General features: G+C 73.2%; 22 protein-coding genes, 1 tRNA gene and 1 riboswitch. Of the genes, 8 read left to right on the top strand and 15 right to left on the bottom strand.

The genetic code is table 11. The features are described from left to right. Positions 1–2: 2 nt before the first annotated feature. From ACF0H8_RS02170 to ACF0H8_RS02145, 6 genes are read right to left on the bottom strand one after another with little or no spacing between them, the layout of a single operon-like run. Positions 3–1,727, bottom strand: a complete 1,725-nt coding sequence (locus ACF0H8_RS02170; RefSeq protein ID WP_395287358.1) for a protein kinase — start codon at positions 1,725–1,727, stop codon at positions 3–5. Between the two features lie 13 nt (positions 1,728–1,740). After that, positions 1,741–3,201, bottom strand: a complete 1,461-nt coding sequence (locus ACF0H8_RS02165) for a peptidoglycan D,D-transpeptidase FtsI family protein (RefSeq protein WP_395287357.1) — start codon at positions 3,199–3,201, stop codon at positions 1,741–1,743. Next, positions 3,198–4,637 (bottom strand): FtsW/RodA/SpoVE family cell cycle protein, encoded by a 1,440-nt coding sequence (locus ACF0H8_RS02160; protein WP_395287356.1) that lies wholly within the window; start codon positions 4,635–4,637, stop codon positions 3,198–3,200. The genes ACF0H8_RS02165 and ACF0H8_RS02160 overlap by 4 nt, the downstream gene beginning before the upstream one ends. Next, the gene (locus tag ACF0H8_RS02155; RefSeq protein ID WP_395287355.1) at positions 4,637–5,950 is read right to left on the bottom strand and encodes a PP2C family protein-serine/threonine phosphatase; all 1,314 of its coding nucleotides are present in this window, start codon (positions 5,948–5,950) and stop codon (positions 4,637–4,639) included. Before ACF0H8_RS02155 ends, ACF0H8_RS02160 begins: the two co-directional genes overlap by 1 nt. A 13-nt stretch (positions 5,951–5,963) precedes the next feature. Next, positions 5,964–6,443 carry an FHA domain-containing protein gene (locus ACF0H8_RS02150; protein WP_395287354.1) on the bottom strand — a complete coding sequence of 160 codons (480 nt, stop codon included), beginning with the start codon at positions 6,441–6,443 and terminating at the stop codon, positions 5,964–5,966. Between the two features lie 10 nt (positions 6,444–6,453). Next, on the bottom strand, positions 6,454–7,173 hold the full coding sequence (locus ACF0H8_RS02145; protein WP_395287353.1) for an FhaA domain-containing protein: 720 nt from the start codon (positions 7,171–7,173) through the stop codon (positions 6,454–6,456). A 354-nt stretch (positions 7,174–7,527) separates the two neighbouring features. On the opposite strand from ACF0H8_RS02145, the gene ACF0H8_RS02140 reads away from it, so the two are divergent. Then, positions 7,528–7,614: transfer RNA gene (locus tag ACF0H8_RS02140), tRNA-Leu, on the top strand. A 54-nt stretch (positions 7,615–7,668) separates the two neighbouring features. On the opposite strand, the gene ACF0H8_RS02135 is transcribed toward ACF0H8_RS02140, so the two are convergent. Continuing rightward, positions 7,669–7,995: a hypothetical protein gene (locus tag ACF0H8_RS02135; RefSeq protein WP_395287352.1), complete on the bottom strand. Its 327-nt coding sequence runs from the start codon at positions 7,993–7,995 to the stop codon at positions 7,669–7,671. 784 nt (positions 7,996–8,779) lie between these two features. Here ACF0H8_RS02135 and ACF0H8_RS02130 point away from each other — a divergent pair. Continuing rightward, on the top strand, positions 8,780–9,301 hold the full coding sequence (locus ACF0H8_RS02130) for a hypothetical protein (protein WP_395287351.1): 522 nt from the start codon (positions 8,780–8,782) through the stop codon (positions 9,299–9,301). A 496-nt stretch (positions 9,302–9,797) separates the two neighbouring features. Beyond that, positions 9,798–10,076, top strand: coding sequence for a hypothetical protein (locus ACF0H8_RS02125; RefSeq protein ID WP_395287350.1), 279 nt, complete (start codon positions 9,798–9,800; stop codon positions 10,074–10,076). Positions 10,077–10,201: 125 nt separating this feature from the next. On the opposite strand, the gene ACF0H8_RS02120 is transcribed toward ACF0H8_RS02125, so the two are convergent. Together ACF0H8_RS02120 and ACF0H8_RS02115 are read right to left on the bottom strand one after the other, a co-directional pair. Next, the gene (locus ACF0H8_RS02120) at positions 10,202–10,441 is read right to left on the bottom strand and encodes a PLD nuclease N-terminal domain-containing protein (protein WP_395287349.1); all 240 of its coding nucleotides are present in this window, start codon (positions 10,439–10,441) and stop codon (positions 10,202–10,204) included. 28 nt (positions 10,442–10,469) lie between these two features. After that, positions 10,470–10,775 (bottom strand): hypothetical protein, encoded by a 306-nt coding sequence (locus ACF0H8_RS02115; RefSeq protein WP_395287348.1) that lies wholly within the window; start codon positions 10,773–10,775, stop codon positions 10,470–10,472. Positions 10,776–11,005: 230 nt separating this feature from the next. Between ACF0H8_RS02115 and ACF0H8_RS02110 the strand changes: the two genes are divergently transcribed. Then, positions 11,006–11,377, top strand: coding sequence for a lipocalin-like domain-containing protein (locus ACF0H8_RS02110; RefSeq protein WP_395287347.1), 372 nt, complete (start codon positions 11,006–11,008; stop codon positions 11,375–11,377). A 63-nt stretch (positions 11,378–11,440) separates the two neighbouring features. On the opposite strand, the gene ACF0H8_RS02105 is transcribed toward ACF0H8_RS02110, so the two are convergent. The 3 genes from ACF0H8_RS02105 to ACF0H8_RS02095 form a co-directional block, all read right to left on the bottom strand. Further along, entirely contained in the window at positions 11,441–11,743 is a 303-nt protein-coding gene (locus tag ACF0H8_RS02105) for a hypothetical protein (RefSeq protein ID WP_395287346.1), read from the bottom strand. Next, positions 11,740–11,994 (bottom strand): hypothetical protein, encoded by a 255-nt coding sequence (locus tag ACF0H8_RS02100; protein WP_395287345.1) that lies wholly within the window; start codon positions 11,992–11,994, stop codon positions 11,740–11,742. The genes ACF0H8_RS02105 and ACF0H8_RS02100 overlap by 4 nt, the downstream gene beginning before the upstream one ends. A gap of 127 nt (positions 11,995–12,121) precedes the next feature. Then, positions 12,122–12,526 carry a hypothetical protein gene (locus ACF0H8_RS02095; RefSeq protein WP_395287344.1) on the bottom strand — a complete coding sequence of 135 codons (405 nt, stop codon included), beginning with the start codon at positions 12,524–12,526 and terminating at the stop codon, positions 12,122–12,124. Between the two features lie 187 nt (positions 12,527–12,713). Further along, a riboswitch (SAM riboswitch) is annotated at positions 12,714–12,826 on the top strand. Between the two features lie 16 nt (positions 12,827–12,842). Between ACF0H8_RS02095 and ACF0H8_RS02090 the strand changes: the two genes are divergently transcribed. Beyond that, complete coding sequence (locus ACF0H8_RS02090) at positions 12,843–13,187, top strand: hypothetical protein (protein ID WP_395287343.1); 345 nt, start codon at positions 12,843–12,845, stop codon at positions 13,185–13,187. On the opposite strand, the gene ACF0H8_RS02085 is transcribed toward ACF0H8_RS02090, so the two are convergent. Then, positions 13,174–14,346 carry an RtcB family protein gene (locus tag ACF0H8_RS02085; RefSeq protein ID WP_395287342.1) on the bottom strand — a complete coding sequence of 391 codons (1,173 nt, stop codon included), beginning with the start codon at positions 14,344–14,346 and terminating at the stop codon, positions 13,174–13,176. The genes ACF0H8_RS02090 and ACF0H8_RS02085 overlap by 14 nt on opposite strands. A 188-nt stretch (positions 14,347–14,534) precedes the next feature. Between ACF0H8_RS02085 and ACF0H8_RS02080 the strand changes: the two genes are divergently transcribed. After that, on the top strand, positions 14,535–15,305 hold the full coding sequence (locus tag ACF0H8_RS02080) for an Fpg/Nei family DNA glycosylase (protein ID WP_395287341.1): 771 nt from the start codon (positions 14,535–14,537) through the stop codon (positions 15,303–15,305). Next, the gene (locus ACF0H8_RS02075; RefSeq protein WP_395287340.1) at positions 15,305–15,871 is read left to right on the top strand and encodes an MSMEG_6728 family protein; all 567 of its coding nucleotides are present in this window, start codon (positions 15,305–15,307) and stop codon (positions 15,869–15,871) included. The genes ACF0H8_RS02080 and ACF0H8_RS02075 overlap by 1 nt, the downstream gene beginning before the upstream one ends. 42 nt (positions 15,872–15,913) lie before the next feature. Here ACF0H8_RS02075 and ACF0H8_RS02070 read toward each other — a convergent pair whose 3' ends face one another. After that, on the bottom strand, positions 15,914–16,315 hold the full coding sequence (locus ACF0H8_RS02070) for a DUF4190 domain-containing protein (RefSeq protein WP_395287339.1): 402 nt from the start codon (positions 16,313–16,315) through the stop codon (positions 15,914–15,916). 363 nt (positions 16,316–16,678) lie between these two features. Between ACF0H8_RS02070 and ACF0H8_RS02065 the strand changes: the two genes are divergently transcribed. Further along, positions 16,679–18,091, top strand: coding sequence for an MFS transporter (locus ACF0H8_RS02065; RefSeq protein ID WP_395287338.1), 1,413 nt, complete (start codon positions 16,679–16,681; stop codon positions 18,089–18,091). Between the two features lie 99 nt (positions 18,092–18,190). Here ACF0H8_RS02065 and ACF0H8_RS02060 read toward each other — a convergent pair whose 3' ends face one another. Beyond that, complete coding sequence (locus tag ACF0H8_RS02060) at positions 18,191–18,685, bottom strand: metallophosphoesterase family protein (protein WP_395287337.1); 495 nt, start codon at positions 18,683–18,685, stop codon at positions 18,191–18,193. Positions 18,686–18,717: the final 32 nt, after the last annotated feature.

The raw sequence follows: 18,717 nt of genomic DNA, 5'->3' as shown, positions 1-18,717 counted from the left end.
CACTAGTCGTCCTTCACTTCTGTCGAGGGATGGGTAACCGCCGGCCCACGGCCTGCGGAGGAGCTGTCGGTGCCGCCCAGACTACCGAGCGCCACCCCCAGCAAGAGAACGAGGACCAGGAGGACCACCGTCATGGTGGCGAGCCACACCCGGTCGGCGGCCAGCTCGGCCCAGCGAGGGAGCCGGATCGGCGGACGCTTGGCGCTGCCGCGCGCGAGCGCCTGGTCAGGGACGGCGCGCGTCCGGCCGCCGGCGGTCCCGGCACGGCGGCGGACGGCGGGTCGCTCCCGCACGAGGACGGGCGCCGGAGAGCCGGCGACCGGCGACGGCGCGGCGGGTGACCGCCGATCCCGGGAGGCCGGGGTGCTGGCGACCGGCGCGGGCGTGGGGCGCCCCGCCCGGGCGGGCACGGCGGTGGCGGGGAGCGGCGAGGACGCCGACCGCCGGGCTCGCGGGGCGGGCGCCAGGGCGGTCGGCGCGCGAGCCGCGTCGGCCGTGGGGACGACCACCGCCGCGGCCGACGGGCCGGGGGCGGCGGGAGAGACGGGCACCGGCGTGGCCGCCGACGGGCCGGGTGCGGCAGGAGAGACACTCGCGGGCGCGGCGCGGTGCCCGGCGGCAGGAGCCGCGCGCAGCTCGCGCCGCCGTCGTGCCACGGGCAGCTCAGTGACCACGGCAGCCGGCCCGTGCGCGTCGGTAGGGGTGCCGGCGACCACGGCCGGCCGGTGGCTCGCGCCGGCGAGGGCGCCGTCGGCGGGCTCGAGGTCTGGTGCCGACAAGGTCACCGGGGCGTCCGCTCGGGGCCCGACCGTCGTGGCCGCCGTCGGGGCGGCGTGCCGGGCGCGCGCGGGCGCGGCCCGGTGGATGCTTCGCCGACCCGGGGCGCCGGAGCCGGCCCGCGCGGCGGCCAGCTGCTCCCAGGCCTCCTCCAGCTCCCGGGCGCAGGCACGCGCGGACGCCGGGCGGCGGGCGGGGTCCTTGGCCAGCATCCGCTCGACGACGCCGCGCAGCGGCGCGGGCACGGACCCAGGCAGCGGGGGCAGCGGGGTGTTGACGTGGGCGAAGGCGATGTCCACCTGCGTCGCGCCGGTGTAGGGCCGCCGGCCGGCGAGGCACTCGTAGGCGACGACGCCCAGGGCGTAGACGTCGCCGGCCGGGGTGGCCGCCCGGCCCATCGCCTGCTCCGGGGGCAGGTACTGGGCGGTGCCCATGACCATGCCCGCCGCCGTCATCGGGGGCTGGTTGGAGCCCAGCGAGATGCCGAAGTCGGTGAGCTTGACCTGGTCCTCGGGCGTGATGATCAGGTTCGCGGGCTTGACGTCGCGGTGGACGACGCCGGAGGTGTGCACGGCGTGCAGCCCGCGGCAGGCCTGCACGAGGATCGGCAGCAGCTCCAGCGGCCGCAGGCGGTTCTCCCGCTCCAGACGCGCCGCCAGCGTCTCGCCCGGGACCAGCTCCATGACCAGGTAGCCGGAGCCCTCCTGCTCGCCGTGGTCGAGCAGCGTCGCGAGGTTGGGGTGGCGCAGCCCCGCGGAGTTGCGCGCCTCGGTGCGCAGGCGCCCGAGGTAGAGCTCCTCGCCCGCGAGCTCCGCGCGCAGCACCTTCGCGGCCACCGTCCGGCATGTGCGCCGGTCGAGCGCCTGCCACACCTCGCCCATGCCGCCGATGGCGATGCGCTCGGTGAGCTCGTAGCGCGCGCCGAGGACGAGGCCGGTGCGCGGCTTCACCGCCCCCGCCCGTTCACGAGCCCAGCACCGCCTGCATGACGGCACGGGCGATGGGGGCGGCGGTCGCGCCGCCGGAGGCCTCCTCGCCCGCCCGGCCGCCGTTCTCGACGACGACCGCGACGGCCACCTCGGGCTCCTCGGCGCCGGCGAACCCGGCGAACCAGGCGTGCGGGGCGATGCCGGAGCCGATCTCGGCGGTGCCAGTCTTGCCGGCGACCTGCACGCCCGGGATCTGCGCACGGGTGCCGGTGCCGCTCTCGACGACCTCGACCATCATCTGCGTGAGCTGGTCGGCGGTCTGCGCCGAGATGGGCTCGCCCATCTCCTCCGGGTCGGTCGTGGAGGCCACCTCGAGGTCGGCCGTGAGCTCGCGGGCCACGAGATGGGGCCGCATCTGCACGCCGTCGTTGGCGATGGCCGAGACGACCATCGCCATCTGGATGGGGGTGACCCGCACGCTGGCCTGGCCGATGGCCGCCATGGCGAGCTCGGCGTCGCTGGCCGTCTCGGGGAAGCGGGAGGGCGTGACCTTCAGGGGGATCTCGAGGTCCTGGCCGAAGCCGAACGCCTGGGCCTGCTCGTTCAGTGCGCCGTAGCCCAGGTCCATGGCCACCTGCGAGAACGGGGTGTTGCAGGACTGGCGCAGCGCCTGGGTGAGGGTGACCTGCCCGGAGCCGTCGCCGCACGGCAGGTTGCCGGGGTTGTTGACGACCTGGTTGCTCTGCGGCAGCTGCAGCGCCGTGGGGGCCGGCACCATCGAGTCGGGGGTGTACTGGCCGCTCTCGAGCATCGCGGCGGCGGTGATGATCTTGAAGCTCGACCCGGGCGCGTACTGGTCGCCGGCGATGGCCCGGTTGGTCAGCGGCTCTGTCTCGTCCGCCTGGTAGGCGTCCCAGGCGGCCTGGGCGTCCGCGCGGGAGTGCGTCGCCAGGTCGTTGGGGTCGAAGGACGGGGTGGAGGCGAGCGCGAGGATGGCGCCGGTCCGTGGGTCGAGCGCGACGACGGCGCCGCGCTGGTTGCCCAGCGCCTCCACCGCCGCCTGCTGGGCGGCGGGGTCGAGGGTGAGCTCGACGGCGCCGCCCTCGGGCTGGTCACCGGTGAAGAGGGTCTGGATGCGCTGGAGCAGCAGCGAGCTGGACGTCCCGTTGAGCACGTCGTTGGCGGCGTCCTCCATGCCCGTCATGGAGTTGAAGGCGGTGGAGAAGTAGCCGGTGACGTGGGCGTAGAGCGGCCCGTAGGCGTAGGAGCGCTGGTAGCGGTAGACGTCGTCGACGGGCGAGGAGGACGCGACGGCCTCCCCGGCGACCACGATGGGACCGCGGTCGCGGCCGTACTCGCGGTAGATCGTGCGGACGTTGCGGTCGTCGGCGTTGAGCTCGTCGGCCTGGAAGAACTGCACCGAGGTCGCGCCGACCATGAGGGCCACGAACATGACCACCACGACCGTGGCCAGGTGCCGGATCTGGGCGTTCACTCGAGCCTCACCACCTCGGTGGCCTCGCCGTCGGCGGGACCGGGTTGCGCGTCCCGGCGGGCCACGGGCGTGGCCGCCGCGGGTCCGGGCGTCTCGGGAGCCGCCGGGGCCGGCCGGCGGGCGGCGTCGGAGATGCGCAGCAGCAGGGCCACGATGATCCAGTTGGAGACGAGCGAGGACCCGCCGAGGGCGAGGAACGGCATGGTCAGGCCGGTGAGCGGGATGAGCCGGGTGACGCCACCGACGACGACGAAGCACTGGAAAGCCACGACGAACGCCAGGCCGGAGGCGAGCAGCTTGCCGAAGCCGTCGCGCACCCCGATCGCGGCGCGGATGCCGCGCTCCGCCAGCACCAGGTACAGCGCCAGGATCGCCAGCAGGCCCGTCAGGCCCAGCTCCTCGCCGAGGGCGGCGACGATGAAGTCGGAGTTGGCGTACGGCACCAGCTGCGGGTCGCCGGCACCCCAGCCGGTGCCCATCAGACCGCCGGAGGCCATGCCGAACAGGCCCTGGACCACCTGCCCCGAGCCGCCCGGGTCACGGTTGTAGACCTCGGGGTCCAGGGCGTTGAGCCAGACGTCGAACCGGGCGCCGACGTGCGGGAACAGGCTGGCGGCGGCCAGGGCGCCGCCGGCGAAGAGCACCAGCCCGATGAGGATCCAGCTCAGGCGCTCGGTGGCGACGTAGAGCATCGCCACGAACAGGCCGAAGAACAGCAGCGACGTGCCCAGGTCGCGCTCGAAGACCAGGACGGCCAGGGACACCGCCCAGGCGAGCAGGATGGGGCCGAGGTAGCGCAGCCGGGGTAGGTGCAGCCCGAGGACCTTGCGCCCGGCCAGGGCGAGGTTGTCCCGGTTGGTGACCAGGTACCCGGCGAAGAACACCGCCAGCACGATCTTCGCGAGCTCGGCCGGCTGGAAGGACATCGGCCCGACGCCGATCCAGATGCGGGCGCCGTTGATGCTCACCCCCAGGCCGGGCACGAGCGGCAGCATGAGCAGCACGAGGCCGACGACCATGGCGGTGTAGGTGTAGCGGCGCAGCAGGCGGTGGTCGCGCAGCAGCCAGAGCACGACGACGGCGCACGCCACGCCCAGCATCGTCCAGAGCAGCTGCCGACCGGCGTTGGCGCCGTCCTCCACACCCTTGGCCAGGTCTATCCGGTAGATCATGGTCAGCCCGATGCCGTTGAGCGCGACCACCACCGGCAGCATCACCGGGTCGGCGTAGGGCGCGCGCCACCGGATGAGCAGGTGCGCGGCCACCGCCAGCACGACCAGCAGCGCGCCGCGGCTGAGCAGGTCCGCGGGGACCGCGCCCGTCGCGACGAGCCCCACCTGGGCGTAGGAGGCGAGGGAGAGCAGCAGCGCCAGGCCCAGCAGCGCGAGCTCGGAGCCGCGGCCGGCTCGGGCCGTGTGCTCGCTGACGATGGCCATCAGCCCTCACCACCCGCGGGGGTGCCGGTGTCGGCGGGCGTGCCGCCGTCGGCCGGGGCCGGGGCGCCGGTGGGCGCCTCCCCGGGGGTCTCGGCCTTCACGCGCAGGGACTCACGGAGGTTCTCCACCACGGCGCGGGCGTCGGCCAGCGAGCCACGGGTGATGGGCTCCCCGAGCCGGCTCTGGGCCACCGGGGTGAGGTCGTCGACGCGCAGGTCGGTGCGCTCGTGGAGGCTGGCCAGCCGGATGGGGCCGACCTCCTGGGGGATGCCGCGGTAGATGGCGACGTCGTCCCCGGCGGGTGCGACGAAGTACTGGGTCTGCGTCCAGGAGTAGCTGGCGTACCCAGCGCCGACGAGGGCAGCGAGCACCAGCAGGGCGGCGACCAGGCGGCCCACCCAGCGCCGGCGGCGGGAGGGGAGGGCCTCGTCGTCGGGCTCGGGGAGCTCGGCCGGGGAGGCGGCCCGCACGAGGGCGGCGGCCCGCGCCGCGGAGCTGGAGCCGCCGCGGGAGCCGCGCCGGCGGTCCCGGGCCGCGGCGCCGACCACCTGCGGGGTGGTGTCCGGCGCCGTGGCGGCGGTGATAGCGGCCGTGTCGATGAGGTCGGCGATGACGCAGGTGACGTTGTCCGGCCCGCCCGCGCGCAGCGCGAGGGTGATGAGCTCGTCCGCGCACGCGCCCGGGTCCGCCACCGTGCGCAGCGTCTCGGCGATGGTCTCGCCGGAGACGACACCGTACAGGCCGTCGGAGCACAGCAGCCACCGGTCCCCGGGCATCGCCTCCCGAAGGGACTCGTCGAGCTGGACGTCGCCGTCGCTGTCCCCGAGGGCGCGCAGGATGACGTTGCGCTGCGGGTGGTGCTCGGCCTGCTCGGGGGTGAGCCGGCCGGTGGAGACGAGGTACTGCACGAACGTGTGGTCCTGAGTCACCTGCGTGAGGACGCCGTCGCGCAGCAGGTAGGCGCGGGAGTCGCCGATGTGCACCATGGCGAGCTTGTTGCCCGAGCGCAGGATCGCGGTGCAGGTGGTGCCCAGGCCGGCCAGGTCGGCGTCGGCCTCCGAGCGCTCGATGAGCTCGGCGTGCGCGGCGGAGATGGCGTCGCGCAGCAGGTCGAGCAGGTCGTCCGCGCCGTGGGCGTCGTCGAGGACGGCCAGGTGCGCCACGGCCACGGAGGAGGCGATGTCGCCGCCGGCGGGGCCGCCCATGCCGTCGGCGAGCACCAGCAGGTGCGGCCCGGCGTAGCCGGAGTCCTGGTTGCCCGTACGGACGAGCCCGACGTCGGAGCGGGCGGCGAAGCGCATCTGCACGCTCATGAGCTCGTCCCCCTCACCGCCGCAGCTCGATCAGGGTCTGGCCGATCCGCACGGGCGTCCCTGCGCGGACCTCGACGGGCTGGGAGATGCGCTCACCGCTCACCACGGTGCCGTTGGTGGAGCCGAGGTCCTCGACCCACCAGGAGCCTTCCTGGGGGAAGAACCGTGCGTGGCGGTTGGAGGAGTAGTCGTCGTCGAGCACCAGGGTGCAGCTGGGCGAGCGGCCGACGAGAACCGAGGAGGGGCCCAGCGGGATGGAGGTGCCCGCCAGCGGCCCCTGGGTGACGACCAGGCGGGTGGGCGCGGACCGGCCGGCCGGCTTGCGGACCGGCTGCTTGGGTGCGGCGCGCCGGGTGGCGCCCCGGCCGGGCCCGCGGGGGGTGACCCGCGTGCCGAAGATGTCCTTGCGCAGCACCGCCAGGGCGGCCAGGACGAAACCCCAGAGCAGCACGAGGTAGCCCACGCGCAGCAGGGTCAGGACGAGCTCGCTCATACGCGCGCGGTCACCTGCCGTCGTCGGGGTTGTCGTCCTCGTCCGCCCCGGTCCAGAACATGATGCGCGTGCGCCCGATCGTGATGGTGTTGCCGTCCACGAGCGTCGCGGCGTCGATGCGGTGGCCCTCGACGAACGTGCCGTTCGTGGAGCCCAGGTCGGTGGCGATGACGCCGGCCGGCGTCACGCGGATCTCGAGGTGGCGGCGCGAGACGCCGGAGTCGTCGACGATGATGTCGGCGTCGCTGCCGCGGCCGATCACCGTGACGGGGCCGGTGAGGAGGTAGCGCTGGCCGTCGATGTCGACGATGGGGTGGCGCGGGGAGGCGACCGAGGAGGTGGCCGGCGCGACGGCGCCGCGCCGGCTGGCCGAGCGCACCTTGAACCGGCCGGTGGTCAGCGAGTCGTCCTCGGCGAACGTGACCTCCACCGGACCGACGAAGGAGTACCGCTGCGAGGCGGCGTGCTCGGTGGCGGCGCCGGCGATCTCCTCGGCGAGGGTGTCCGCCCCCCACTGCTCGATCTGCTCCATGTCGCCAGGGGAGAGCTCGACGACGAACTCGTTGGGAACCACCGTGCGCCCGCGGGAGACGACGGCGGCGCGGTCGTCCATCTCGCGGCGCACCGCCGAGGCGAGCTCGACCGGCTTGACCTCGCTGCGGAAGGCCTTCGCGAACGCGGCGCTCACGACGTGCTCCACGCTCTTCTCGAAGCGGTCCAGGACTCCCATCGCGCACCTCCCTCCGCCTGTCGCGGCTTCTCGTCCGGGCGGCTGCCCGGTGGTCCGGCCGGCTCACCGCTCGCAGCGCCCGGCGGCGCCGCGGACCCGGCCAACATCCGGTGACCGAGGTCCTCCGGCTGCCGGCACACAGCACCGGCGCTCCGATCGTAACTAGCCAAGCGGGAAATCGGCGTATCCGGGCTCGGCGCGGTGCCCCGGCCGGCGCTCGTGCGTGGCGCCGTGACGGCGGCCCGGCACCGCACCGGCCGGTCGCGGCGTGCTCAGAATCACGCTCGGGGAGGTCCGCATCGGTTCTCGGGGGCCGGATTGCCCGTGCTAGTCTTGCCAGCGCTGTTGAAGCGAGCGCGAGTGGCGGAATAGGCAGACGCGCACGGTTCAGGTCCGTGTGCCCGAGAGGGCGTGGGGGTTCAACTCCCCCCTCGCGCACCAGCACAGATCGGCGGGATCCCACGAGAAGTTGGGGTCCCGCCGGTTTTTGTGCTCTCATGCGATGTTCCTTGCGGTGCGCCGACTTGAATCCGGGTGCACCGTGGCGGCGGGTCTCGACGGCGGCCCGTCGTTATTCGGCGGGCTGGAGCGGGGCGTCCCGACGGCGGCGGCCGACGAGCAGGTAGACGGCTGGCCCGACGATCGGGCGACCGGGACGACGAGCGCCCACAGGGCCGTCTCCGTCGGGGTGGTGTCCTTCCCGCGGGCCAGGTGGACCACCGCGACGACCAGGAGGATCGTGCCGGCGGCGACAGGGGCCGACCAGGTGAGGTCGTAGGCGGCGGGCAGCAGCGGTTTCGGGGTGGCCTCGGTGGTGGTCATGGCCGCTACTCGGTGGTGGGGTCCCAGAGCGGGATGGTGCGGGCTGCGGCGTCGAGGAGCGGTCCGGCGTCCAGCTCGGTGGTGATCTCGGGGAGGCCTCGGTCTGGCCAGGCGCACACCACCGTGAGGATCCCGGCGGGTGGGTGGCCAGAGCCAGAACCAGGCGTCGATGGCGGTGTCGGTGCCCTGCCCGGATCTCGGGACGATGGTCGGGCCGGGCGGGCGGTTGCCGTCGCCGTCGCCGAGGTAGTCCGGGCGAGCCGTGGTGCTGTTGGCGTAGCGGATCCCCCATCGCAGGCCGGCGGGCTTGTCGAGGTCGAACAGGTCGGGGGCGCGGCGGCGACTACAGGAAAGTCACGACGACGTAGCTCCGCCCCATCCTCTCCGCGTGGGCGTTGGCGGCCGCCTCGGCGTCCTCGCGTGAGGAGAACTGTTCGTCCGTGGCCCCGTTGGTGACCCCCCAAGAGGTGGTGACGTCGTTCAGGAGGTCCTCGTGGGTGGCGTACGCGGCCGGGGTGGTGGTTCTCCTGGCGGCTGGCGTGTGGGTGTCCCGTCGGCGTCGCGCCGGAACCGGTGGGCCCTGAGCCACGGTGCCTGTGGCGCTGAGCCTGGTCCTGATCGTCCCGGGGGTGGGGTGTGCTGGCGCCGGTGTGGCGGTCGGACTGCGGTGGTGGGCCGGTTGGCAGTAACGCCGCCGTAACAGCCCGGTGACGCGGCAGAGGAAACGGTGTGCCCGGAGCGTGGTCGACGGAGACCGCGCCCGACCAGCACTGTGGAGTCGGCGATGAAGCGGACCCTTGCAACGGTGGCGGCGGCCGCGCTCGGACTGGCCGCCTGCGGCGGCGACGAGGGCGTCGGCGGCACTGCGGAGGAACGGCTGAACGAGCACCAGGTCGAGTACTTGTGGATCTCGGACGGGTGGTACCGCCGAGTGCACGTGCTCGACTACGCCTTCGAGACCGGAGACGTGGAGTTGATCAACGAGGCGGCGAGGGGCCGGATCGACGCCGTGGACGAGCTAGTCGCGGGCCTGGAGGGCTACGACTGGCCTGAAGACGCACAGGACGAGGTCGGGGCCTATGTCGAGGCGATGAAGGCGGACCGGGAGGTCTACCAGCGCGTCGCGGAGGCCGAGACCCTGCAAGAGGTGGACGAGGCCCTCTCGACCTTCACCGAGGAGGTCCCGCCGGCTAACGGCGTCAGGCGTGCGCTGAACCTGCCGCAGCTGGACCCGCCGCCGGAAGGCGCCGGGGAGACGGACCCGTCTTACGAGGAGGGCTGGACGCCGGAGCCACAGGAGGGATAGGCCGGGACGGCCACCTCATCCACCTTGCCGCCGGTGCCGACGCCGGCCGGTCAGCCGCTCGGGTCTGCGTCGGGCTGTCAGGGTGCGTACCTGCCCGACCAGGCGGGGACGCGCCGGCCTAGGTGCCTTCGGGGAAGTGGATGGCCGGTAGCAGCGCATGGCGGTGTGGGCGACGACGGTGTCCGGGCCGCGGCCGATCACGGCCGCACTCGGGTAGTAGAGAGTGCCGGTGCTCTCCCGGGTGTGTGGTGGCCGGTACGGTCCCGCCATCCGGGGAGAAGGTGGGGGGTGCGGTGGAGATTGCGGCGCGTGACGAGACGCCCGAGCGGGAGGTGCTGCTGGTGGGGCAGTCCCCCGGGGGCTGGTGGTGCTCCGCGTGGTGCTCGCCGCCGTCGTCTTGACCGGGTGGGGTGTGGCTGTGCTGGCAGAAGCGACGGTGTTGTGGCCCCCGCTCTTGCCTCCCGCGCTCGAGGGTCCTTGGGGTGTGGCGGCCGGGGTGGCCGCTCTGCTTTCCCTGGGCCTGCTCATCGGGGGACCTCAGCCACGCCTGGCGACGAAGTGGGCGTGGTTCTGGCTGGCGGTTTCGACACCTCTGTGGACGGTGTTCCTGCTGCTGGAGCCGGTCCCAGTGTGGTCGCGATCTCCGGCGCCGGTGCGGGAGCGTCGACTGACCGGCGGGTGGGCGTTCGTGTTGAGCCTGACCGCGGTCCCGCTGGTTCTTGGGATGGTCCGGGAGCTGGTCGTGGCGCTCGCCCACGCCGGGGCGCCGGGCTGAGCCTGGCCGTCCGCCTTCGCGTCACTGCTCGAGCGGGACGAGCGCACCGGCCCGGACGGTCCGGGGGCAGTTGGTGAACGCGGGGACGCGCGGGGAGTGGGCCACCCGGGTGAAGGCGCGGCGGGTCACGGCTGGGCGTCCTGTCGGCGTCGCCCGATGAGCAGGTAGACGGCGGGTCCGACGAGCGGGGCCGCCAGCACGACCAGGGCCCACAGGGCCGTCTCGGTCGGGGTGGTGTCTTTCCGGCGGGCCAGGTGGACGAGGGCCACGGCCAGGAGGGCAAGGCCCACGGCGAGAGCGACCGCCCAGGCCACGTCGTAGACGGCGGGTATCAGCGGGTTCGGTGTCGCCTCAGCGGCGGTCATGGCTGGCGGCTCCGTGTGACTCGATCGTTCAGGTAGTGATGGCCCAACGGCGACGGAACCGCTCTGGCGTGTCCCGCTCGAGCTGGTTCTGGACGGTGGCGAGGAGCCCGCCCGCCTCGTCGGCGTCGACGGGCCGGCGGGCGACCCGACGGCCGGTGGCGGAGTCGGTGATGACCAGGTACGCCAGCGTGGGCGGCGGGATGAAGCCGGGGGCGAGCTCACGGGCGGAGAGCCACAGAGCCCTGATGATCTGCCGGGGTCGGGAGTCGCGGCGCGGGGGAATGAGGGCGGCGGTGTAGCGGTCCCTGGCACGGGCGCCGTCGTCCATGTTCATGTCCTCGAAGGTAGCGAGATCAGGAGGTGGTTGTGTCCGTTTTGTCGGCGGGGTGTGCGGGCCTGCTCGAGCCACGCCGGGTAGTCGTCCTCCTTGCGGGCTGGGGAGCACGCGGGCTTCCCACAGAACGAGGCACAGCAGGCGCGCGGACCGGTGTCACGCGGCGGCGTCTGGTGTCCAGACGCCCCCGCGAGGTGGGGGCTGGGCAACGCTGGAGCGCGGGGCGGATCGTGGTGGTGTCCCTGCCAGGGAGGGCCTGGCAGGGGTGGCGCGGCCACGGCAGGCCCGGCCGCCCCGACTTCGTCTCCGGGGACTGGTTCACCGGTACTGCCGAGGAATATGAGGCCGAAGCGACCTCCTACATCGCCTACTCGGGCCAGTTCCATGTCGATGAGGACGAACAGAGCGTCGCCCACTCGGTGCTTGTGTCGCTGTTCCCGAACTGGGTCGGCAGGACACAGCTGCGGCGCCTGCAGCTCGAAGGGGACATGTTGCACCTCAGCACCGCATCGCCCATCCGATCTGGTGGCAGGACGGTGCACGTAGCTGTGGTGTGGCGGCGAGCCGAACCGGCCGACCCCGAGCCGCGCCGCCCCTCGTAGGAGGACCGTGAGCCGGCCGAGGCCCCGGCGCCCTGAGGTCGCCGGGGCCGGAGCTTGAAAAACTCAGATCGCCAGGCACTGCTCCGTGAGGCTCATGACGGCGCCCTCCATTGTCGCGGCCATGAGGCTGATGACGCTTTTCTCGCCCTCGCCGAAGAGCGCCTCGCACGTGGGGTCGCTGAACGTGGCCTCGGCCGGGTCAGTGCTGGGGGCCGGCTCGGACTCGAGCTCCGGAGCGGCCGTGATCTCATCCTCGGCGAGGGTGTCGTCGAGAAGCTCCTGCGCGGCGGCCTGCTCGGCCTCGACCTCCTCGGCGACCTGCATCCCGGCCATCACCACGAAGACGAACACCAGGATGCTGATCACGCCGGCGACGATGGAGACGATGAGGCCGGCCAGCGCCAGCCCCCGGCCGCCTCGCCGCGCTGTTTGACCTGCCGCAACCCGATGGCGGAGAAGATGATCCCGAGCGGCCAGGCGCGGAAGGCACAGATCAGGCCGACGATCGCCATGGTGTTCGTCTTGGCCGAGGCCAGCGGCTGCGCGGGCTGGCCCTGCCGCCGTCCGCCCACGGGATAGGGCGGGGTGGCGTGGTCGTGCTCGGGCTGCTGCGTCACGGAGGCTCCAGGAGGGGGATCGGGGTACGAGGGCCGTACCGTCCGTAATCCATGCCACAGAGCCGGTGCCGCCGCTCGGGGCAGAAGCGTCCGCCGCTCGCCGTCGGGGCGCGGCCCGAGAGCGAGCTCAGCGCCTCGCGTCCTCCTCCTCGTCCTCGTCCTCGTCGTCGAGGTCGAACTCCTCGAAGTCGTCGTCGACGGCCGGGGCGAGCATCTCCTCGTCGACGTCGTCGGCGTCCAGGTCCTCCGCCACCCCCAGCTCGTCACCCTCGAGCACGGCCTGCGCCGCGGGCACGAGCGGACCCCACAGCTCCTCGCCGCCGCGCACCCTCTTCAGCTCCTCGTCCACGTCCTCGACGTCCTCCGCGTAGGGGTGGTCGAACTCGTGGGGCACGAGCAGCAGGATGGTGGCCGGGCCGTCGAACCCGTCCACGACAACCTCCATCCCCGTGACCGGGTCCGTGAGGGTCTCGTCCAGGACTGGGTCGAACGCGTCGTGCATGTCGTCGTTGAGGATGGACAGGTCGGACATTCGGTGCTCCTCCCGCACGCGCTGCAGCCGGCCGCGGCCCCGGCCGGGGCACCACCATCGTCCATCCGCTGCCTCAGCGTCTACGGATTCCGACGTGAAACCGCAGACGATTTTCAGGCTCCTCACGAGCCACGGCGCACCGCCCGTCAGGGTGGGCGTGTCGGAGCCGTCCGCTACCGTGGGAACCGGTCAAGAGGACCAGCGCCACGCCCTCCGGCGAGCTGGTCCGGCAACCGCGCGACGCGCACGGTGCCCCCGGAGGAAGACCCGCCCGTGCCGCCGGCCCGGGAAGAGCGGCAGCACCCGAGGAGCCCACGTGAGCACGTTCCCCTTCCCCGCGCCCTGCACCCCGGCCGACGGCCCCTGCCGCAGCTACCGGCCCCGGCACCTCGTCCACATGATCCAAGCGAAGTACCTGCGGCTGACGCCGGACGGATGGCGCGACGGGATCGTCGGCGAGCTCGGGCCGCGCGGCACCGCGGTCGTGCACTACTTGGCCGGCGGCCGGGTGACCGTGTGGAACCACCACGGCTTCGCCGTCGCCGCCCCCGCCGGCAGCCCGGTGCGGATCCACGAGCGCTACCACGCGCTTCAGTCCGGCCGGGCGGTTCTCTGCGTGCAGGTGCTGGGCCGCGCCGCCGCGCAGGTCACTGTCCCTTGACGTTGACGAGCTGGTGCAGCACGTGGTCGACCGAGACCAGGTCGGCGGCGTCGGCCATGACCGTGCCGATGTCCTTGTAGGCGTCGGGGATCTCGTCGACGAACGCGTCCAGGTCCCGGTACTCGATCCCCGCCATGCGGCGGCGCAGGTCCTCCCGGGTGAAGGCCCGGCGCGCCGCGTTGCGGGAGTAGACCCGGCCGGCGCCGTGCGGGGCTGAGCACAACGACATCTCGTTGCCCTTCCCGGTCACGACGAAGCTGGCCGTGCCCATGGACCCGGGGATGAGACCGGGGACGCCCTCGTGGGCGTCGATGGCGCCCTTGCGTGAGACGAGCACGCGCTCGCCGAAGTGCTCCTCGACGGCCGTGTAGTTGTGGTGAGCGTTGACCCGCGCCAGCCGCTCCGGGGCCACGCCCATGAACCGGCCCAGCTCGTCGAGGGTGCGGTCCATCATCGCCTCGCGGGAGAGCCGGGCGAACTCCTGGGCCCAGTGCAGGTGCGCCATGTAGTCGTGGAACTCGGGGTCCGACTCCTGGAAGTAGGCGAGGTCGCGGTCGGGCAGGTGCACACCACGGCGCCGCGACAGGGTCTGCGCCGCGGTGATGAAGTGCGAGGCCATGCGGTTGCCGACGCCGCGGCTGCCGGAGTGGAGGAACGCCCACACGTGGCCGTCCTCGTCGGCCGAGATCTCGATGAAGTGGTTCCCCCCGCCCAGCGAGCCCAGCTGGAGCTGCCAGTTGCCGGCGAACGTGCCGGGCGCGACGCCGGTTGCCCGGGCGAGCGCGGACAGCTCGTCGACGTACCGCTCGGCGGTGCCGCGGACCCGGGCGTTGTACTTCCCGGGGCTGAGCGGCACGGCCCGCTCGATCCCCGCGCGCAGCGCGCTGAGGCGGCCACGGGCGCGGACGTCGCGCTCGGTGAACTGGGTCCGCACGGCGACCATCCCGCACCCCACGTCGACGCCCACCGCGGCCGGCATGACCGCGCCGCGGGTGGGGATCACCGACCCCACCGTGGCGCCCTTGCCCAGGTGCGCGTCGCTCATCAGCGCCATGTGCGGGTAGATGAACGGCATGGTGGACGCCCGGAGGGCCTGCTGGAGGGTCTGCTCGTCGAGGATGGACGCCCACGAGTACAGCGACTCGGCGATCTGCTCCACGCCCCCAGCATGCGCGGGGCAGCCCTCGGCGGCATGCCGGGTGCGCTCTCCGGGCGCCGTCCAAGGGTGCGGGGTTCGGCACGGGCCGTCCGGGGTGCCGGCCGACCGCCCAGGCCGTACCGTCGGAGTTCTCGCCGCCGGGGCCGGTCCGCGCGGCCGCGCTGCCGGCACGGGGCTGAGGAGGCCGAATGCCCGAGGGCCACACCATCCACCGTCTCGCGCGGTCCCTGGCCGAGCTGGTCGGGCACAGGGTCCGGGCGGCGTCGCCGCAGGGCAGGTTCCCCGCCGACGCGGTGGACGGGGCGAGGGTCGAGGACGTCGACGCCGTCGGCAAGCACCTCCTCATCGACACGGCCGCGGGGCGGACGGTGCACGTGCACCTGGGCATGCGGGGCAAGTGGCTGCGCTTCTCGCCGGTGACCGGGGCGCCGCTGCGCCAGGTCCGCCTCCGGCTGGCCACCCCCGACGTCGCCTGGGACCTGATCGCCCCGAGCCGGTGCGAGCTCCTCACCCTCGGCGACCGGTCCGCGCTGGTCGGGCGGCTCGGCCCCGACCCGCTCCGCCCCGACGCCGAGGCCGCCGAGGCGGCACGGCGCCTGAGGTCCTTCCGGGGCCCGGTGGGCGCCGCGCTGCTCGACCAGGGCGTGATCGCCGGCGTCGGGAACGTCTTCCGGGCCGAGGCCCTGCACGCGTGCCGGATCGCCCCCACGCGCGCGGCCCGGGACCCGTCCGAGGCCGACGCCGGGCGGCTGTGGGCGGTGCTGACCCGCATGATGACCCGAGCCGTCGAGGACGGCCGGATCGTCACCGTGGACGCCGAGGACCGCCTGGCGGTCCCCGAGGACCGGGCCCGCCGCGTCTACAAGCAGGACGCGTGCCGCGACTGCGGCACCCCCGTCGTCACTGCGGAGGTCGGCGGCCGGACGTCCTACTCCTGCCCGCTTTGCCAGCCGTCCTGATGCAGACGTTCCTGCCGTTCAGCGACTTCGAGGCCACCGCGCGCGCCCTCGACACCAAGCGGCTGGGCAAGCAGCGCGTGGAGGTCATCCAGATCGTCCGCGCGCTCACGTGGCCGGGCTACGGCTGGGCGTCGCACCCCGCCGTCCTCATGTGGAAGGGGTACGAGGAGGCGCTCGGGCGCTACGGCCTGGTGATGTGCGACGTCTGGCAGGAGCGCGGGTTCGGTGACACCTGCGCGTCCACCATCGCCACGGACCTGCGCGCGGCTGGCGTGACGTCGATCAGGAGCTACGGCGAGCTCGAGGCCGCGGCGGCCCTGCCGCCGTGGCTCTTCGACCCCGCGCTGACACGGAGCCACCAGTCCGCCCTCGTGCGCAAGGACCCGGGCCGCTACCGGCAGCTCTTCCCCGACGTCCCCGACGACCTCCCCTACTGGTGGCCCGTGCGGTCCCCGGCCGTCGTCGAGCGCGAGCGGCGGCGGAAGGAGAACGCGGCCAGGCGCCAGCAGCGGGTGCTCGAGAAGGTGGCCGCCGACGTCGAGAGGCGCCGACGGCGGCGTGTGTGAACCCCGGGAGCCACCGGGCCGGCGACTCCCGTCGGGCGGCTGTCAGTACCCGGTGCTGCCCGCGATGGCGGCGATGACGATCACCCCGATGAAGAGGACGGCCACGATGGCCATGATCGTGCCGATCCAGCCGAGCACCTTGCCGGCGGTGGCGGGCTTGCCGAGCCGCTCTGACTTGTTCGCCTGCCAGATCGCCAGCGGCCCGAACACGATGGGCAGCACGACGATGCCGAGGATGCCGAAGATGAGCGAGAGCTGCGAGGCCTTGTCGGCGTCGACCGACTGCGTGGAGTAGCCCATCTGCGACGGCGCCGCGCCGTAGCCGTACTGGGGCGGGCCGTACGTGGGCTGCTGGTAGCCCTGCTCGCCGTACGTGGGCTGCTGGTAGCCCTGCTCTTCGGGGCGCGATCCGGAGGGCTCGTTGGTCCAGGGGGTCTGGGACATGGAGGTCACTTTCGTCGAAGGGCCTGCAACGGCCCGGGTACGAACGGGTGGAGGGCAGCGTCACGGCGCACCCTACTGAGGCACCCCGGCGGCCTCGGAGGATTCGGAAGCGTGTCGAACAAAAATCGTGCCGAATGTTCACCGCGCAGACCGGCGTCGTTCTCGCGGAGCGGGCGCGCGCGTGGGTGACGGGCCGGGGGGCGCCGGGCGCGGCCCCGCGAGCACCGCGGGACCTCGCCCGGTGCCCTGGGGGCGCCGTGCTCCTCGCCACATTGTATCAATGCGCGAGATGGGCCCGTCCATAGTGTGGGCTACGGGGTTAGGGTTCCTGCATTCCGCTTCCAGACCAGGAGATGTCTTTTCGTGAGCACGGGTACCACGCCATCGACAGCGGCTACGCAGGAGGCGGGCACCACCGTGCCCCGCAGCCGCATCATCATCGCGAGCCTGGTGGGCACGTCCATCGAGTTCTACGACTTCTACGTCTACGCGACGGCCGCGATCTCGGTCTTCCCACTGCTGTTCTTCCCCGCCACCGACGCGGGGGGCGCGCTGCTGGCCTCCCTGGCCACCTTCGGTGTCGCCTTCGTGGCCCGCCCGGTCGGCTCCATCATCTTCGGGCACTACGGCGACCGCCTCGGGCGCAAGGTCACGCTGCTCGGCTCCCTGCTGGTCATGGGCATCGCGACGGTGCTCATCGGCCTCCTGCCGACGTACGCGCAGATCGGTCTGTGGGCGCCGACGATGCTGGCGATCCTCCGCTTCTGCCAGGGCCTCGGCCTGGGCGGCGAGTGGAGCGGCGCCGCGCTGCTCGCCACCGAGACCGCTGAGAAGGGCAAGCGCGCCCGGGCGGCCATGTGGCCCCAGCTCGGCGCCCCCATCGGCTTCCTCTTCGCCAACGGGTTCTTCCTGCTGCTGACCATCTGGATGGGCCACGACAGCACCGACCCCCAGCACGACGGCGCCTTCCTCACGTGGGGCTGGCGCATCCCGTTCCTGGCGTCGGCCGTCATCGTGGCCCTCGGCCTTTACGTGCGCATCAAGCTCGAGGAGACCCCGGTCTTCGCCCGCGCCGTCGCGCGGGGCGAGAAGGTCAAGACGCCGCTGAAGACGGTCGTGAAGACCAGCTGGCGCCAGCTCATCCAGGGCACCTTCATCATGCTGGCCACCTACACGCTGTTCTACCTCTTCACCACGTGGATCCTCAGCTACGCCATCGGCGCCGAGGCGAACGGCATGCTCGGCATCGGCTACCGGGACTTCCTCGTGCTGCAGCTGATCGCGATCCTGTTCTTCGCCGCGTTCACCCCGGTGTCCGGCGCGCTGGCCGACAAGTACGGCCGCAAGCCGTTCCTCATCGTCGTCACCGCCGCGATCGCGGTCTTCGGTTTCACCTTCAACTTCTTCCTGGCGCCCGAGGTCATGGGCACCGGCGCCGACGCCAACCTGGGCCTGATGCTGGTCTTCCTCATCATCGGCATGATCCTGATGGGCCTGACCTTCGGTGTGCAGAGCGCGATCCTGCCCGAGCTGTTCCCGACCAACGTCCGCTACACCGGCTCGGCGGTCGCGTACAACTTCTCCTCGATCCTCGGTGCGGCGGTGGCCCCGTTCATCGCCGCCTGGCTCGTGCAGAACCACGGCGTGGCCTGGGTCGGCGTGTACCTCGCCTCGATGGCGGTGCTGACGCTGTGCGCGCTGTTCTCGAGCAAGGAGACCCGCGACCTGGACCTGGACACGTTGACGGAGGAGTCCGAGGCTCCCGCCGCCGTCTGACGACGCTCGCCACGGGGGCGCTCCCGCCGGTCGGTGGGAGCGCCCTCGGCGTCTCCGGCGCGGGGCTCGGCGTCTGGCCGCCGCCTTGGCCCGCGCCGGTCAGAGCCGGTGCAGCGTGACGTCGACGCGGCCGTCGCCGAGCTCGGCGGTCATGAAGGTGGGGTGCGGCTGCCGGCGGCGGTCGGTGGGGGAGCCGGGGTTGAGCAGCCGCAGACCCGCCGGGGTGACCGTGTCCCAGGGGATGTGGCTGTGGCCGAACACCAGGACGTCGTCGTCCGGGAAGCGCGCGTCCATGCGGCGTTCCCGGCCCTGGGCGGCGCCGGTCTCGTGCACGACGGCGAGGCGCACGCCCTCGACGGTCGCGCGCGCCACCTCGGGCAGGCGGCGGCGGATCGCGGGGCCGTCGTTGTTCCCCCAGCACGCCAGGAGCCGTCGCGCGCGTGCCCCGAGCTCGTCGACGAGCCGCTCGTCCACCCAGTCCCCGGCGTGCACCACGAGGTCAGCCTCCTCGACGGCGGCCCACACCTCCGCAGGGAGCTCCCGGGCGCGCTTGGGCAGGTGGGTGTCGGCGAGCAGCAGCAGTCGCGCGGTCACCGGGCCGCCGCCGGGTCTGCCGTCTGGCCCGC

Source organism: Georgenia sp. AZ-5 (assembly GCF_043952095.1).
Classification (GTDB): Bacteria; Actinomycetota; Actinomycetes; order Actinomycetales; family Actinomycetaceae; genus Georgenia.
This window is presented reverse-complemented; position numbering and strand designations above follow the sequence as displayed.

What these genes read in the sequence shown, in the direction of transcription:
- ACF0H8_RS02160 (WP_395287356.1), bottom strand. Translation starts at nt 4,637, where the DNA reads ATGGCCATCGTCAGCGAGCACACGGCCCGAGCCGGCCGCGGCTCCGAG.
- ACF0H8_RS02155 (WP_395287355.1), bottom strand. Translation starts at nt 5,950, where the DNA reads ATGAGCGTGCAGATGCGCTTCGCCGCCCGCTCCGACGTCGGGCTCGTC.
- ACF0H8_RS02150 (WP_395287354.1), bottom strand. Translation starts at nt 6,443, where the DNA reads ATGAGCGAGCTCGTCCTGACCCTGCTGCGCGTGGGCTACCTCGTGCTG.
- ACF0H8_RS02145 (WP_395287353.1), bottom strand. Translation starts at nt 7,173, where the DNA reads ATGGGAGTCCTGGACCGCTTCGAGAAGAGCGTGGAGCACGTCGTGAGC.
- ACF0H8_RS02135 (WP_395287352.1), bottom strand. Translation starts at nt 7,995, where the DNA reads ATGACCACCACCGAGGCCACCCCGAAACCGCTGCTGCCCGCCGCCTAC.
- ACF0H8_RS02130 (WP_395287351.1), top strand. Translation starts at nt 8,780, where the DNA reads ATGAAGCGGACCCTTGCAACGGTGGCGGCGGCCGCGCTCGGACTGGCC.
- ACF0H8_RS02120 (WP_395287349.1), bottom strand. Translation starts at nt 10,441, where the DNA reads ATGACCGCCGCTGAGGCGACACCGAACCCGCTGATACCCGCCGTCTAC.
- ACF0H8_RS02115 (WP_395287348.1), bottom strand. Translation starts at nt 10,775, where the DNA reads ATGAACATGGACGACGGCGCCCGTGCCAGGGACCGCTACACCGCCGCC.
- ACF0H8_RS02095 (WP_395287344.1), bottom strand. Translation starts at nt 12,526, where the DNA reads ATGTCCGACCTGTCCATCCTCAACGACGACATGCACGACGCGTTCGAC.
- ACF0H8_RS02080 (WP_395287341.1), top strand. Translation starts at nt 14,535, where the DNA reads ATGCCCGAGGGCCACACCATCCACCGTCTCGCGCGGTCCCTGGCCGAG.
- ACF0H8_RS02075 (WP_395287340.1), top strand. Translation starts at nt 15,305, where the DNA reads ATGCAGACGTTCCTGCCGTTCAGCGACTTCGAGGCCACCGCGCGCGCC.
- ACF0H8_RS02070 (WP_395287339.1), bottom strand. Translation starts at nt 16,315, where the DNA reads ATGTCCCAGACCCCCTGGACCAACGAGCCCTCCGGATCGCGCCCCGAA.